This window comes from Fictibacillus sp. NRS-1165 (assembly GCF_050468105.1).
GTDB classification, from domain to species: Bacteria; Bacillota; Bacilli; order Bacillales; family Fictibacillaceae; genus Fictibacillus_C; species Fictibacillus_C terrinigri.
In genome coordinates this window covers 26,379-39,223 of sequence record NZ_JBDPNU010000053.1, presented here as the reverse complement: position 1 = coordinate 39,223, position 12,845 = coordinate 26,379, and the positions used below count along the sequence as shown (strand labels likewise).

The window sequence follows — 12,845 nt, the reverse complement described above, 5'->3', positions numbered from 1 at the left end:
GTTTGTCGACGTTCTGAAACGCCCCCTAAATGGGGCGTTTTTTTATTTTTATTTGGATGTCTTAACAGCGAAATTCTCCAAGGATGTATCGCAGGAATGCACGGAACGTTTTTTAATGACGTACGTGCCTGTGATGATTAAATAGATAAAAAGTGTAACAAGAGTTATGACCACGGAGGTCGTATACATAATGCCGACGAGGATGGCGAATAAAGCAATAATGGCGATCCATGTCGTATAGGGAAACCATTTAACACGAAATCCCGAGATGCCGGTCTGTTTTTTTCTTGATTTGAGATGAGCAAAGGCAAGGGTCAGCCAGATGAATAGCACGGTATAACCTAAAGAGCCCATAAGATAATTGAACGTTTTGCTGCCGGCAAACAAAGAGATAAGGACACCCGCATAAAGTGAGGATGTGCAAAGCAGGATGGAATAGACAGGCACCTTATTAGCAGTGAGCTTCGCAAAAATTTTCGGGACCTGGCCATCTGCTGCCTGGTTATAAAGTACACGGGAAGAACCGTACAGCCCGGAGTTCATGGATGATATAATCGCGAGCAATATCACGCCATTCATCACGTGAGCAGCTCCCGGGATGTCGATCATCTTAAATACCATGACAAAGGGACTCTGCTGAACACCGTTGACATCATTCCAGGGAATGAGACTGACGATAATAAAAAACGGAAATAGGTAAAAAGCAATGATGCGTGTTAAGGTGCTGCGGACCGCTTTCGGTACGACTTTTTCCGGATTTTTCGTTTCAGCCAGCGTAACACCAATGATTTCAGTTCCGCCATACGAGTAAATGACCACCAGCATGGCCGCGATTAAACCTGAAGAGCCATTTGGAAAAAATCCGCCATGATCTGTCAAATGGGAAAAACTCGGAGCAGTATGCCCGCCGAACGATACGAACAAAAGAAATAGTCCGGAAAGAATAAAAATAATAATGACACTAATCTTAATCCAGGCATGCCAACTCCGTTTCTGCAAACAGTTTAACGGAAAGAAGATTGATAACTGTTACTGCTGCGGAAACCAAAAGGGCCAATATCCATATCGGACCATCAGGAAACCAATACTGAAGGAAAATGGCAGCGACCACTGCTTCAGCAGCGATGTTTAATACCCACATTTTCCAGTAAATCCAATCCAGAAAATAAGCAGGAAAAGGTCCCAGTGCAGACTGAACCAAGTCACGAAACGTCCTCGCCTGCGTGTTTTGTACGGCCATTTCCGCCAATCCCTGCATGATGAATAATAAAATGATGCCACCGATCAGATAAGCGATGATAACAGATGGCCCAGCCATATCAATGGCATCAATGCTTCCTTTAAATAGTCCTGCCCCAATACTTCCTCCCAACGCCATCATCATAATATGGCGCGATGTCATGGTGCGCTGCAGTTTCTTGCTGTTGTTCTCCATAACCTAATCTCTCCTTGAACCCGTAATAGATAATAAAAAAGGCTTACCGTCTCTTGCCTCATGAATAATGAGAAAAGAGACGATAAGCCTTATGACTAACCGCGGTACCACTCTAATTGATTCGCTTTGAACCCTGCTTTTCATACCAGATAACGGTGGTTAGCCGTCAAAACTTAGGGAATCACTTGTTTTCCTTTGGTCTTACTGCTCCCGGGCGAGTTCAAAGTATTCATAGACTGCTTTACACCATACCGCAGCTCTCTGTGGCTATAAATTGAACTTTTACTGCTCCCGTTCCATGCGTTTTCATATCGACGTTTCAAATATTATTCCATACTATTAGCGCTGATAAGCAGTTTGTCAACCCTTCTTCACATGCAAGCATTCAAACAGAAACAATTTTATTGAATTTGTCACAAATGAATGTAAAGATCTGTCATAGCAGTGCAACGAAAAAATGAGGAGGAGTTAAGCATGGAAAGAAGATTTTTATTAGGGATGGTCAATCCAGAGGGTTATGAAGCAATGTTAAAACTTGAACAATATGTGATGTCTGCAAGTTTGGACCCTAAACTGAAAGAGCTCATAAAAATTCGTGCCTCCCAGATCAATGGGTGCGCCTATTGTATTGATATGCGCATGAAGGATGCACGTATAATGGGGGAGACCGAACAGCGGATCTACTCCCTTAATGGCTGGCGGGAAACACCATTTTTTTTAGCTGTAGAACGAGCGGTTCTTGCGCTGACTGAATCGGTCACACTTGTAGCCGATACACATGTTCCAGATGATATCTACGAGGAAGTGGCAAAACATTTTAGTGAAAAGGAAATCGCGGAAATCATCATGCAGATCGTTGCGATTAATGCTTGGAATCGAATTGGTGTATCCACTCGTTTAATGCCGGAGCTTTCGGAATGAGTTTATATCATCCTTTCTAGTAAGCAGCCGGTAATAGCCGTATACCAGAAAATAAGGAATCAAATAGGAAATAAATGTCCAATAAATTGTCCAGCCATGATCATAAACAATATGGTTTCTATACAACGAAAGATATTCTAAACCAGTCGTGCCTAAGGTGAATACAAAAATGAGAAGAAGATCATCGATTTTGGAAACAGAGATGAAATAAATCATGTATGAGCAAATCACCGGATAAATGCCCAGATTATACGGCATGGCAGAAATGTATTGATCCATAGAATAAGGCGCGACTCTCCAAAAATGAAAGTGAGTTCCCCAGCCATTAATGATGAAAGCGATGACTGAGGTAATGGGGGAAATCACTAAAAGAAGTCTGTAGTCTTTATAGACAAGAAATAGAGCTGCAAGCCAAGGCAGAGCCATATATAACAGAACAAATGTAAACATGCTATCACCCAAAATATGACGTTGGTGATAGCATGGTTCATTCATCTGCCTTTCATTCCGAACGGAAAAACGTTTATCCTAGTGAACGGAAGCAATATAAATAATTGTTCCTTTGAGTTAATAAACAATTGATGCAACGTATTGGACTCCCTTAATATCAGTATTATATAAATATTACCATTGTTAATATTTTACGAAACTGATAAAAACATTTTAATTTTTAAAAAAACAGGTTAATGTTCTCTGCTTCATTTCCTGTATTATACCGACTATTTCCTTAGGTTTAAGAGACGGTTCTTAATGCTTTGTAAAAGGGACTTAACTCATGAAGTAAAAATGAAATAATCGCACGTAAAGTTTTTTACGATTCCTATTGAAACATTCTGAAAACTAATGTAGAGTAATAAGTACAATTTGATACGTGATTTGTTTTCTTATCAAGAGAGGTAGAGGGAATGGCCCGATGATACCTCAGCAACCTTCAGCCGCGGATGGCTGAAAAGGTGCTAAGTCCATCAAGTTCGTGAATGAACTTGAAAGATAAGAAGAACGACAATTGATATTTCTCAAAAGTCTTCTTCTTAGAAGGCTTTTTTATTTTATTTTTAGGAGGATTCCCATGTATAAAACGGAGACAAAGCTTGCACAGATCGGAAACCGAAGTGAAGACCGCACAGGATCAGTCAATCCCCCCGTCTATTTTTCCACAGCTTATCGGCATACTGGAATAGGAGAATCAAGCGGGTATGATTACATACGGACCGGCAATCCAACACGGCAGCTGCTGGAGCAGGCAATAGCAGATCTGGAAGGAGCGGACCAAGGCTTCGCTTGCAGTTCGGGAATGGCCGCGATTGCCACCATTCTTTCCCTTTTTCAGTCAGGGGATGAATGGATCGTATCCAGCGATTTATATGGGGGGACTTATCGGTTACTGGAGGAAGGCTATAAAAAATGGGGGTTGTCCTGTAAATACGTTGACACCGCAAATCCCCTTGAAATTGAGCAGGCAATAACAAAGAAAACAAAAGCCATTTTTCTTGAGACCCCTACAAATCCTTTAATGGAAACCTGCGATATCCAAGCGATAGCTGCTGTTGGAAAGGTACACGGCCTCCTCGTTATTGTTGACAATACGTTCTACACGCCTTTGCTTCAAAAACCGATCGAACTTGGAGCAGATATCGTCATTCATAGTGCGACCAAATATCTTGGGGGACACAACGATGTACTCGCAGGGCTCGTTGCTGCGAAAGGAGAGGAACTATGTGAAGAATTGTCCTACCAACATAATGCCACAGGTGCAGTATTAAGTCCGTTTGACGCCTGGCTGTTGATGAGAGGAATGAAAACCCTCGCTTTAAGAATGAAAAAGCATGAGGAAAACGCCAGGGAGCTCGTCAATTTTCTCCGAGGACATGAAGCTGTCGCGGATGTGCTGTATCCCGGAAGAGGTGGAATGATCTCTTTTCGGCTTCAACGAGAAGAATGGGTACCTGATTTCCTAAAGGCGGTTTCACTGATCACGTTTGCGGAAAGCCTAGGCGGTGTAGAAAGCTTTGTTACTTACCCAGCTACTCAGACACATGCCGACATTCCGGATCATATACGCATCCAGAGAGGGGTGTGCAACCGTCTCTTGCGGCTGTCAGTTGGAATTGAAGATGAAAAGGACCTGATAGAAGACTTGACGCAAGCACTTCAAATCGTTCAAAAGGAGGCAATCACCCATGAGTGACTATTCCTGTTATAACTTTCAAACGAAATTGCTGCATCATAAGCATAAGACGGATCCTGTTACCGGCGCGGTCAGTGTACCTATGCATCTTTCCTCGACGTTCCACCAAGAGGATCTTGACCAGTTCGGAAAATATGACTATAGCCGATCAGCCAATCCGACAAGAGAAGCATTGGAAGAGCAGATCGCCCAGTTGGAGGGAGGCTGTCGGGGTTTCGCGTTCTCTTCGGGCATGGCCGCAATCTCAACCGCTTTTCTCCTCCTGTCACAAGGTGACCATGTTGTCATTTCGGAAGATGTTTACGGGGGAACTTACCGAATGGTTACGGAAGTGCTCACACGGCTCGGAATTACCCATACGTTTGTTGATATGACCGATTTGAAAGAAGTAGAGCAAGCCGTTCAGCCGAATACGAAAGCATTCTATATCGAGACACCGTCCAATCCGCTGTTAAAAGTAACGGATATACAAGCGGTGAGTGAGCTTGCCAGACAACAGGGAGCTCTCACCTTTGTAGATAATACGTTCTTAACCCCTGCTCTTCAGCAGCCTTTATCGCTGGGAGCGGATATCGTTCTTCACAGCGCGACAAAGTTTCTTGCCGGCCACAGTGATGTGGTTGCGGGGCTAGCGGTTGTTAAGGATGAAGAGCTCGCAGAACGCCTTTATTTTCTGCAGAATTCTTTTGGAGCAGTACTGGGAGTCCAGGATGCATGGCTCCTCATGCGTGGGTTGAAAACGTTGTATGTCCGTCTTCGCCATTCTTCAGAGGCAGCTGGCAAACTTGCAGAGTATTTAAATCATCACCCTCTTGTAAAAAAGGTGCATTATCCAGGACTGAAAGAGCACTCCGGCTATTCATTGCAGCGCCGGCAGGCTGAGGGTCCTGGAGCAGTCTTTTCCTTTGAGCTGGAAAGCGAACAGCTGGTAAGATCTTTTACGTCACATCTGCAGATACCCGTATTAGCGGTGAGCCTTGGAGCAGTGGAGTCCATTTTGTCTTACCCGGCAAAAATGTCACATGCGGCCATGCCGGAGCAGGAACGAAAGAAAAGAGGAATTACCAATACACTTTTCCGTTTTTCAGCAGGACTTGAAGACCCTGAAGACCTTATCGCTGATTTTGAGTTCGCATTGGCACAGAGCACAATTCAGGTGCTTGCAAAATAAAAGTACCGATCCTGGCTGTACGGTAAGTGGCAGGGGAGGGACAGAAACAGTGTTAATTAAAATTAATTGTTGACCTGATATACAGAAATTGGAGCAGGCATATAAATGCCTGCTTTTTGATTGATCTATCTGTTATTTTTACTTGTGAGCATCTGACTGGTCTCATCTTCCACAAAATCAGCAGATGAAGCAGACGGACCTGAATTTTCACTGATTATTTTGTCTTGGCCCTCTTGCAGATTGGAGGCAAGAATTCTTTTCCGGCCATGAGTATCATGTTTAGGATTCATCATTTGTCCCCTCCTGACAGAATCGCATACCTGCTATAAATATCAGGTATGACTAAAAATGCATTATTGATTATTGGACTGTTGTTGACTCTGTCCCTGCATGCCCATTCCCATCATATCTGAAGCAAGCGGCATCATGTTTTTCATTTTCCCGCCATTACCACTCATCATTTGATACGCCGCAATGCCAACTCCTACTGAAGCGATAATTGGTAAAATGGTATTCAAATTGGCTTTCATTACCTCACCTCTTTAAATTTTTGTCCATTTCTGAACCATATTATTTTGTCTAAAAACCATTGAATCAATTAAGTTGATTATTACCAAAACGGATCTTTTCCTCTTTTCATGCATAATACAGAATATTTTCCAAAAGCTAACGATATAAAGAAAGGAGAGAACTCTGTATGAATAAGAAACTCAATCTGATTCAATTTATGGTTATCGTTTTCATGATCGCTGTTTTAACAGCCTGTACGAATGGCCGAGATAACAAGCAGGGAATGGATAATGCAAACAAAAATATGAGGAACATCAGTACTGACGAAAATACAGGTAACAATGAGAACCAAGATAATCGGCTGGATGTGGCTGATGAAGCAGCCGATCAAGTAGTCCAGCTTAAAGAAGTGCGTCAGGCGAACGTCATCGTTACGGATGATAATGCCTATGTGGCAGCTGTTTTAGAGGATGGAGATAACGGCAAGCTGACAAAGCAAACCGAGAAAAAAATAGCAGACAGAGTAAAAAGTACAGATCCTGATATTAACGACGTATTTGTATCTACCAACCCTGATTTTTTTGATCGTGTTCAAAAATACGTGAATGATATTCAAGCCGGAAAACCTGTGACAGGTTTCGTTAAAGAATTCAGCGAGATGGTTCGGAGATTATTCCCAACACAAAGGTAAAAGGGGCAAATGCTCTTCTGTTTGCAAAACAATAATACTTGTTGAGCCACAAAAAGTGGCTCTTTTTTATTTTAATATAATATTTTTCGAGTATTGCGAAAATTCAACAAAGTATGATAAAATTTTCGCATGTCTTAAAGATAACATCAGGAAGGATGACATAATGTATGAGCCTATTTCGTACAAAAAGTATTGATCAGCTTATTCAAACGAGCCAGAAAGGACAAACGTTAAAAAAGGCCTTGGGTGCTTGGGATCTAACGATGCTTGGGATTGGCGCCATCATAGGTACAGGGATTTTCGTTCTGACTGGTAAGGGAGCATTAACGGCTGGACCAGGATTAATTCTTTCCTTTGTGATCGCAGCCCTTGCCTGTGGGTTTGCGGCACTGGCCTACGCGGAATTCGCATCAACCGTTCCCGTTTCAGGCTCTGTATATACATACAGCTATGCAACGATGGGAGAATTTATCGCTTGGATTATCGGATGGGATCTCATTCTTGAATATGCACTGACTACATCCGCGGTTTCAGCCGGGTGGTCTGGATATTTTCAATCCTTGCTTGGTGGATTTGGCATTCATTTGCCTAAAGTGCTGACTGCTGCTCCAGGTTCGATTCCAGGAGCGACGACTTACTTTAATCTTCCAGCCTTCATTATCCTTATTCTTGTGACTTTCCTCCTCTCAAGAGGTGTAAAAGAATCAACACGTATTAACAACATTATGGTCATCATAAAAGTGGCGGTTGTTCTGCTATTTATCGTCGTTGGTGCCGGTTACGTTAAACCTGAACAATGGCAGCCTTTCACTCCGTTTGGTTTCAGCGGTGTGTTCAAGGCGGCGGCTCTCGTGTTTTTTGCCTATATTGGTTTTGATGCAGTAACGTCAGCCGCAGAAGAAGTGAAAAACCCTGCAAAAGATCTTCCTAGAGGGATTATTGCTTCTTTATCCATCTGTACCCTTCTATACATTGTCGTTACGTGTATCATGACGGGAATCGTACCTTATGCAAAATTTGAGGGTATTGATCATCCGGTATCTCTTGCACTGCAGATGGCTGGCCAAAACTGGTGGCCGGATTTATTGACCTAGGAGCCATCTTGGGTATGACAACGGTTTTGCTCGTCATGGCTTTTGGCCAAAGCCGAATCTTTTTTGCAATGTCCCGTGATGGTTTGCTTCCAAAAATGTTTTCTAATGTTCACCCTAAATATAAAACGCCATACGGATCGACATGGCTCGTAGGATTGGTCTCGGCTTTGGTAGGAGGGCTGATTCCACTAGGCCGTCTTGCTGAACTGATCAATATAGGAACGCTTTTCGCATTTACCCTGATCTCGATTGCGGTTCTAATCCTCCGCAGGACACAGCCGGATTTAAACCGCCCGTTCCGCTGTCCGGGCGTACCGGTTGTACCAATCTTGGCGGTCGCTTTCTGTGTGTTCTTAATGACACAGCTGGCGGCAATCACCTGGTATTCGTTTGCCATTTGGCTGGCAGTCGGCCTCATCATTTACTTTGCTTATTCAAAAAAGCATTCGGCTTTGAACACAGCGCAGCCAGAAGGAGTATCGATGAAGACAATGGAGAAGTCATTTTAATTAGGAAAGCGGCTCTGAAATTGGAGCCGCCTTTTGTTTGGGGGCAAGGTGGAGAAGGAGGGCGACTCAACCGATATTTTGGAAAGAACTCTTAGAAGAGAGATATATGAAGAAGTGGATGATATTATATGGATCACATAAAGGAAAATATTAGACGAGCAGATCAATCAGTCAAGATTCTGAGTTAGTATAATTACAGATGAGGTAATAAAAAGGCGGATTACGGGCCGCCCCCGTCATATCGATTGTCGCCCATCAAATGATTAGAATCCTCGCCAGGCTTCGCACCAGGGTGGGTGGACCGGTTCAACTGATTATTATTTTTTTTGCGTCTCCAATCGATAAAGAAAGCAAAAAGCAGCAAGAAGAATATAAAGAGCGATAGCCCCATCATGGGTTAACACCTCCGTCTATATTTATTGTTTTCTTTCTCAATTAATCTCCCATAGCGGTCTTCTTTTCCATCATATTTTAAAAATTCATCCTCACTATTCCCATCTGGCCGTATTACTTTTACTCTATTCTTGTGAGGACATCCCATTCCTTCCGCAGCCACTGAAAAAAAACGTACTTAAACATAGAGGTATCATTGTCCTGGTCCATCTTTTCAATACATATTCCCTCCCTCTCTGTAAGGATATCATTTTATTACCATCCATAATATGGAAATATGCCAAATAAAAGTACGTTGAAGGAAAAACGAAACTTAATGCTCAGAGCAACAACTTGCAAATGGGGTTGTTTATGTAGAAATGGCTACCACTGCAATGGCAGCCTTCATTCAACACTACTTTTTAAAATTTTTTACGACCCTAAAGGATTGGACATTCACCGTTATATTTTTTCCCGATTGATCTTTAAAAATATACTCAGCTTTCCTCTGAAACAACGCCATTTTTTTCATTTTTATTTTTGGGATCTCCTCTAGTGAAAAACGCATACCTTCTTCGGTGAATATATCAATATTGAAAGTGTCACTCGCTTTCTCAGACATCAAATTCCCCTTTTAAAGAATTTTTTCGTGAGCAATTTTAATGTATTTCAATCGCCTAAGAATTGTGTATGTACCCAATGGAATTATTTACAACACGGCGATAGTTAAAATGGCTTTTTCGCAGCATAAAAAGAAGATATTTAAACAATTAAGATTCATTTGTAGAAAATAGAGTCTGCCAGCTAATTTTGGCGGACAATCGTGCAAGTTTTCTTTCATGCCTTTCATACCTTTGGAAATTTCCACCATCGGATACTTCCAAAAGATTTCTCTTATTTATTTCGCTTTAAAAATAAGCTTGTTTCTGACCGCAAATATGCAAGTGAAAACACAAAGGATACTGACCCTGCAACTGCTTGTATCAAGAGGAAAAGGACGATTAACAGCTTAAATACCGAGGATAAGGCGGTATTTTTGCGTTGGGCCATAACTGCTCATTTGCGGATTTTAAAAAAAATAAATGGTCGTCCAACCAAATCTAGTAAATCTGCATAAACTGTAATAATTAACTAGAAGGGAGAGGGTCATCATCATACAAGTAAAAGATGAGGGCTTATAAATTAATAGTATAGGGGGAAATGTAATTGGAAATAAAAGGGTTCCATATCATTATTGATGCGTTTAACTGTAAGTCCAGTATTCTGAATGACGCAAAGGAGCTTGAAAACCAACTGAATCTAACGGCGGAGCGACTGGAAATGACAGTATTAAATCGCTACTTTTACAGTTTTCAGCCGTATGGGGTGACAGGTACGCTTGTACTATCTACCTCCCATATGTCCATACACACGTGGCCAGAAAAGAACTATGCGGCTATTGATATTTACACTTGCGGAACAAAGAATCCATTTCTTGAAGTACAAAATGTCCTTAATTTTTTAGGTGCAGATTATGCTGTAGTACACGATGTTTCCAGAGGAGAAGAGTACATTGCGAACCCGTCGGTCCGTATTATTCGAAAAAACGGTGGTAGCTAAAATCAACTCCATCACAAAACCCGATTTCAACAAGAAACCGGGTTTTTTATTTTTTCTGTAATAATGGATGAATGGGAAGGTTATACTGCCCATGCTGATCTGGATGGACAATGCCTTTCTCGGTTATGAAGGCCGTTATCAGATGATACGGAGTAACATCAAAAGCAGGATTGTAAATCTTGATGCCTTCCGGTGCTGTTCGTTTTCCAAGAACTGCTGCTACCTCTTCTATGGGTCTTTCTTCAATCGGAATATCCAGGCCGGACATCGTCTGCAAATCAATCGAAGACGTTGGCGCAGCCACATAAAACGGGATATTATGAGCTTTTGCAAGGAGTGCAAGTCCATACGTACCAATCTTGTTGGCTGTATCTCCATTTGCAGCTACCCGGTCCGTTCCCACAATGACCGCTTGAATCCAGCCCTTTGCCATAACCATGGCAGCCATGTTGTCGCATAGAAGAGTAACATCAATATCCGCCTGCTGTAATTCCCATGCGGTTAAACGGGCTCCTTGAAGTACAGGCCGAGTTTCACCGGCAAACACCTTTAAATGCCATCCTCTTGCCTTGGCGAGATAAAAAGGCGCTGTAGCTGTCCCATATTTTGCCGTTGCCAAACTGCCTGCATTGCAATGAGTGAGGATTCCCATATCATCCTTAAATAATGTCAAAGCATGTTCACCGATGTTTCTGCAAGCTTCCTCGTCCTCCAACTGAATGAATAAAGCTTCCTCAAGCAGCGCAGCTTTTATTTTTGGCAATTGTGATCCTAGGGCTCTTTCTTGATATGCTCTGTTCAAAAGTCGTTCTATTGCCCAGCATAAATTGACAGCTGTCGGCCTTGCTGTTGTTAAATATGCAGCTTTTTTCTCTAGACTTAGAAGAAAGTCATCTTCATGTTCTTTACTGGCCCTTACTCCTAAATATAAGCCGTATGCGGCTGCCATTCCAATGGCAGGAGCACCGCGTACTTTTAGTGTATGAATGGCCTCCCATACATCTACTATCTCGGTTAACTCGATATATACCGTTTGTGCGGGGAGCTGGGTCTGATCGAGTAATATCAATCGGTCATTATTCCATTCAACGGATTGTACGATCTTACCCATCGGAAGACACCTTTTTAACTAGGGACGTGATATCCTTAATGTTCTGTATACGATCACCCTTTATAACGAGCTGCTGGCCAATACCGAGGGCTAGTTTTTCGCCCTTTGCACGCGATTCGAGGTCTTCTATACTTTCAAGATCTTCCACATGCGCGAGGCCAATAACCCTGCGCAACATTTTACAACCTGCAAATCCAGACGCATCTTGAAGAATCCTCACTATATAATCGTCAACATACCCTTTTGCTGCTGCCGTTGGTTCTTTTGCTTGTTCCTTCCATAACGCTCTAAATTCCTGCTCAAAGGCTAACCAAACTTGTTCAATGGTATTTAGTAGATAGTTCTGATAGTCTTTGCGTTTGCGTTCTTCCACACTTAATGAATGCCCCACTTGTGAGGCATAGGAGAGCAGCAGATTGGCAAAAAGGGCCCCGACATCGAATCCCATCGGTCCATAAAAGGCAAATTCAGGATCGATCACTTTAAGGTCGTTCCCGGTAACCATGATGCTTCCTGTGTGCAGATCCCCATGAATGAGCGCCTGCGAATGAGTAAGAAACTTTTCCTTTAGTTTAGCAATCTGATATTTGAGCTTGTCATTTCCCCAAATTTTCTTCACTTCCTCATCCAGCAACGGGTTAAATCGGTTGGTTTCTGCATCATAATAGGGATCGGTAAACACGAGGTCTTCCGTAATTTTGCACATCTCCGGGTTTGAAAATTGGATCATTCGATTCTTTTTTTCGAGTGGATCCAAGACGATATCCGAAGTGAGCAGCAGTGTTCGGGCAAGAAAAGAACCGATTTGTTTTGCAAATAATGGATAGGCTGTTCTTGCCATTAACCCTTTGCGCAGGATGATATGTGTCGACAAGTCTTCCATGACTGTAAGGGCCAATCCAGGATCATAGTGATAGACTTTTGGAACCATTCCAGGGCACATGCAATGGTGAACGATCAGGGCTTCACTTTCAATCCTGGCCCTGTCCAAGGTTAACGGCCACGACTCCCCTACCACTCTTGCATAGGGGAGTGCCTGTTTGATAATCACTCCTGTTGCCGCTGATTTTTCTTTGATATGAAAAACGAGATTTAAATTTCCATCTCCAATTTCACGGCACACAAGAGAAGAATGATCAGGAAATATCCCCAGCTTGTCGACATACTCCATTGCTTGCTGTGAATTAAGAGGATAATAATTTGACATCGATCATCATTCCTTTGTTCTCTTTTGATCCAATCGC

General features: G+C 42.4%; 13 protein-coding genes, 3 pseudogenes, 1 riboswitch and 1 other annotated feature. Of the genes and pseudogenes, 8 read left to right on the top strand and 8 right to left on the bottom strand.

Features of this window, described 5'->3' with window-relative positions:
• Nucleotides 1–48: 48 nt before the first annotated feature.
• Nucleotides 49–1,435 (bottom strand): annotated as a pseudogene (locus ABHN01_RS21055) (amino acid permease).
• A 72-nt stretch (nucleotides 1,436–1,507) separates the two neighbouring features.
• Nucleotides 1,508–1,743: a binding site (T-box leader), on the bottom strand.
• 166 nt (nucleotides 1,744–1,909) lie between these two features.
• Between ABHN01_RS21055 and ABHN01_RS21050 the strand changes: the two are divergent.
• Nucleotides 1,910–2,356, top strand: coding sequence for a carboxymuconolactone decarboxylase family protein (locus ABHN01_RS21050; protein ID WP_429877142.1), 447 nt, complete (start codon nucleotides 1,910–1,912; stop codon nucleotides 2,354–2,356).
• On the opposite strand, the gene ABHN01_RS21045 is transcribed toward ABHN01_RS21050, so the two are convergent.
• Nucleotides 2,333–2,806 (bottom strand): CBO0543 family protein, encoded by a 474-nt coding sequence (locus tag ABHN01_RS21045; RefSeq protein ID WP_429877141.1) that lies wholly within the window; start codon nucleotides 2,804–2,806, stop codon nucleotides 2,333–2,335. The two genes, ABHN01_RS21050 and ABHN01_RS21045, sit on opposite strands and share 24 nt — an antisense overlap.
• 431 nt (nucleotides 2,807–3,237) lie before the next feature.
• Nucleotides 3,238–3,353: riboswitch (SAM riboswitch) on the top strand.
• Between the two features lie 72 nt (nucleotides 3,354–3,425).
• On the opposite strand from ABHN01_RS21045, the gene ABHN01_RS21040 reads away from it, so the two are divergent.
• Together ABHN01_RS21040 and metC are read left to right on the top strand one after the other, a co-directional pair.
• Nucleotides 3,426–4,544: a methionine biosynthesis PLP-dependent protein gene (locus tag ABHN01_RS21040; protein ID WP_429877140.1), complete on the top strand. Its 1,119-nt coding sequence runs from the start codon at nucleotides 3,426–3,428 to the stop codon at nucleotides 4,542–4,544.
• Nucleotides 4,537–5,715, top strand: coding sequence for a cystathionine beta-lyase (gene metC / locus ABHN01_RS21035; RefSeq protein WP_429877139.1), 1,179 nt, complete (start codon nucleotides 4,537–4,539; stop codon nucleotides 5,713–5,715). Before ABHN01_RS21040 ends, metC begins: the two co-directional genes overlap by 8 nt.
• Before the next feature lie 125 nt (nucleotides 5,716–5,840).
• On the opposite strand, the gene ABHN01_RS21030 is transcribed toward metC, so the two are convergent.
• Together ABHN01_RS21030 and ABHN01_RS21025 are read right to left on the bottom strand one after the other, a co-directional pair.
• The gene (locus ABHN01_RS21030; RefSeq protein WP_429877138.1) at nucleotides 5,841–6,005 is read right to left on the bottom strand and encodes a hypothetical protein; all 165 of its coding nucleotides are present in this window, start codon (nucleotides 6,003–6,005) and stop codon (nucleotides 5,841–5,843) included.
• 63 nt (nucleotides 6,006–6,068) lie between these two features.
• Nucleotides 6,069–6,245: a hypothetical protein gene (locus tag ABHN01_RS21025; RefSeq protein WP_429877137.1), complete on the bottom strand. Its 177-nt coding sequence runs from the start codon at nucleotides 6,243–6,245 to the stop codon at nucleotides 6,069–6,071.
• Between the two features lie 167 nt (nucleotides 6,246–6,412).
• Between ABHN01_RS21025 and ABHN01_RS21020 the strand changes: the two genes are divergently transcribed.
• From ABHN01_RS21020 to ABHN01_RS21010, 3 genes and pseudogenes are all read left to right on the top strand, one after another.
• Nucleotides 6,413–6,916 (top strand): YhcN/YlaJ family sporulation lipoprotein, encoded by a 504-nt coding sequence (locus ABHN01_RS21020; protein WP_429877136.1) that lies wholly within the window; start codon nucleotides 6,413–6,415, stop codon nucleotides 6,914–6,916.
• A gap of 167 nt (nucleotides 6,917–7,083) precedes the next feature.
• Nucleotides 7,084–8,519: pseudogene (locus ABHN01_RS21015) on the top strand (amino acid permease).
• Between the two features lie 33 nt (nucleotides 8,520–8,552).
• Nucleotides 8,553–8,636 (top strand): annotated as a pseudogene (locus ABHN01_RS21010) (DNA mismatch repair protein MutT); the annotation flags it as partial.
• Nucleotides 8,637–8,739: 103 nt separating this feature from the next.
• Here ABHN01_RS21010 and ABHN01_RS21005 read toward each other — a convergent pair.
• Together ABHN01_RS21005 and ABHN01_RS21000 are read right to left on the bottom strand one after the other, a co-directional pair.
• Nucleotides 8,740–8,913 (bottom strand): hypothetical protein, encoded by a 174-nt coding sequence (locus ABHN01_RS21005; protein WP_290398899.1) that lies wholly within the window; start codon nucleotides 8,911–8,913, stop codon nucleotides 8,740–8,742.
• Between the two features lie 393 nt (nucleotides 8,914–9,306).
• The gene (locus ABHN01_RS21000) at nucleotides 9,307–9,513 is read right to left on the bottom strand and encodes a hypothetical protein (RefSeq protein WP_429877135.1); all 207 of its coding nucleotides are present in this window, start codon (nucleotides 9,511–9,513) and stop codon (nucleotides 9,307–9,309) included.
• A gap of 201 nt (nucleotides 9,514–9,714) precedes the next feature.
• On the opposite strand from ABHN01_RS21000, the gene ABHN01_RS20995 reads away from it, so the two are divergent.
• Nucleotides 9,715–10,008, top strand: coding sequence for a hypothetical protein (locus ABHN01_RS20995; protein WP_429877134.1), 294 nt, complete (start codon nucleotides 9,715–9,717; stop codon nucleotides 10,006–10,008).
• 89 nt (nucleotides 10,009–10,097) lie between these two features.
• Nucleotides 10,098–10,490 (top strand): adenosylmethionine decarboxylase, encoded by a 393-nt coding sequence (gene speD / locus ABHN01_RS20990; RefSeq protein ID WP_429877133.1) that lies wholly within the window; start codon nucleotides 10,098–10,100, stop codon nucleotides 10,488–10,490.
• 46 nt (nucleotides 10,491–10,536) lie between these two features.
• On the opposite strand, the gene mtnA is transcribed toward speD, so the two are convergent.
• Both mtnA and mtnK read right to left on the bottom strand, forming a co-directional pair.
• On the bottom strand, nucleotides 10,537–11,601 hold the full coding sequence (mtnA, locus tag ABHN01_RS20985; protein ID WP_429877132.1) for an S-methyl-5-thioribose-1-phosphate isomerase: 1,065 nt from the start codon (nucleotides 11,599–11,601) through the stop codon (nucleotides 10,537–10,539).
• On the bottom strand, nucleotides 11,594–12,808 hold the full coding sequence (gene mtnK, locus ABHN01_RS20980; RefSeq protein WP_429877131.1) for an S-methyl-5-thioribose kinase: 1,215 nt from the start codon (nucleotides 12,806–12,808) through the stop codon (nucleotides 11,594–11,596). The genes mtnA and mtnK overlap by 8 nt, the downstream gene beginning before the upstream one ends.
• Between the last annotated feature and the right edge of the window lie 37 nt (nucleotides 12,809–12,845).

Excerpts from the sequence above, each read along its gene's own strand:
- ABHN01_RS21020 (WP_429877136.1), top strand. The coding sequence starts at position 6,413 with ATGAATAAGAAACTCAATCTGATTCAATTTATGGTTATCGTTTTCATG.
- ABHN01_RS21040 (WP_429877140.1), top strand. The coding sequence starts at position 3,426 with ATGTATAAAACGGAGACAAAGCTTGCACAGATCGGAAACCGAAGTGAA.
- ABHN01_RS21000 (WP_429877135.1), bottom strand. The coding sequence starts at position 9,513 with ATGTCTGAGAAAGCGAGTGACACTTTCAATATTGATATATTCACCGAA.
- ABHN01_RS21050 (WP_429877142.1), top strand. The coding sequence starts at position 1,910 with ATGGAAAGAAGATTTTTATTAGGGATGGTCAATCCAGAGGGTTATGAA.
- metC (WP_429877139.1), top strand. The coding sequence starts at position 4,537 with ATGAGTGACTATTCCTGTTATAACTTTCAAACGAAATTGCTGCATCAT.
- ABHN01_RS21030 (WP_429877138.1), bottom strand. The coding sequence starts at position 6,005 with ATGAATCCTAAACATGATACTCATGGCCGGAAAAGAATTCTTGCCTCC.
- ABHN01_RS21045 (WP_429877141.1), bottom strand. The coding sequence starts at position 2,806 with ATGTTTACATTTGTTCTGTTATATATGGCTCTGCCTTGGCTTGCAGCT.
- mtnA (WP_429877132.1), bottom strand. The coding sequence starts at position 11,601 with ATGGGTAAGATCGTACAATCCGTTGAATGGAATAATGACCGATTGATA.
- ABHN01_RS21025 (WP_429877137.1), bottom strand. The coding sequence starts at position 6,245 with ATGAAAGCCAATTTGAATACCATTTTACCAATTATCGCTTCAGTAGGA.
- ABHN01_RS21005 (WP_290398899.1), bottom strand. The coding sequence starts at position 8,913 with ATGATGGGGCTATCGCTCTTTATATTCTTCTTGCTGCTTTTTGCTTTC.
- mtnK (WP_429877131.1), bottom strand. The coding sequence starts at position 12,808 with ATGTCAAATTATTATCCTCTTAATTCACAGCAAGCAATGGAGTATGTC.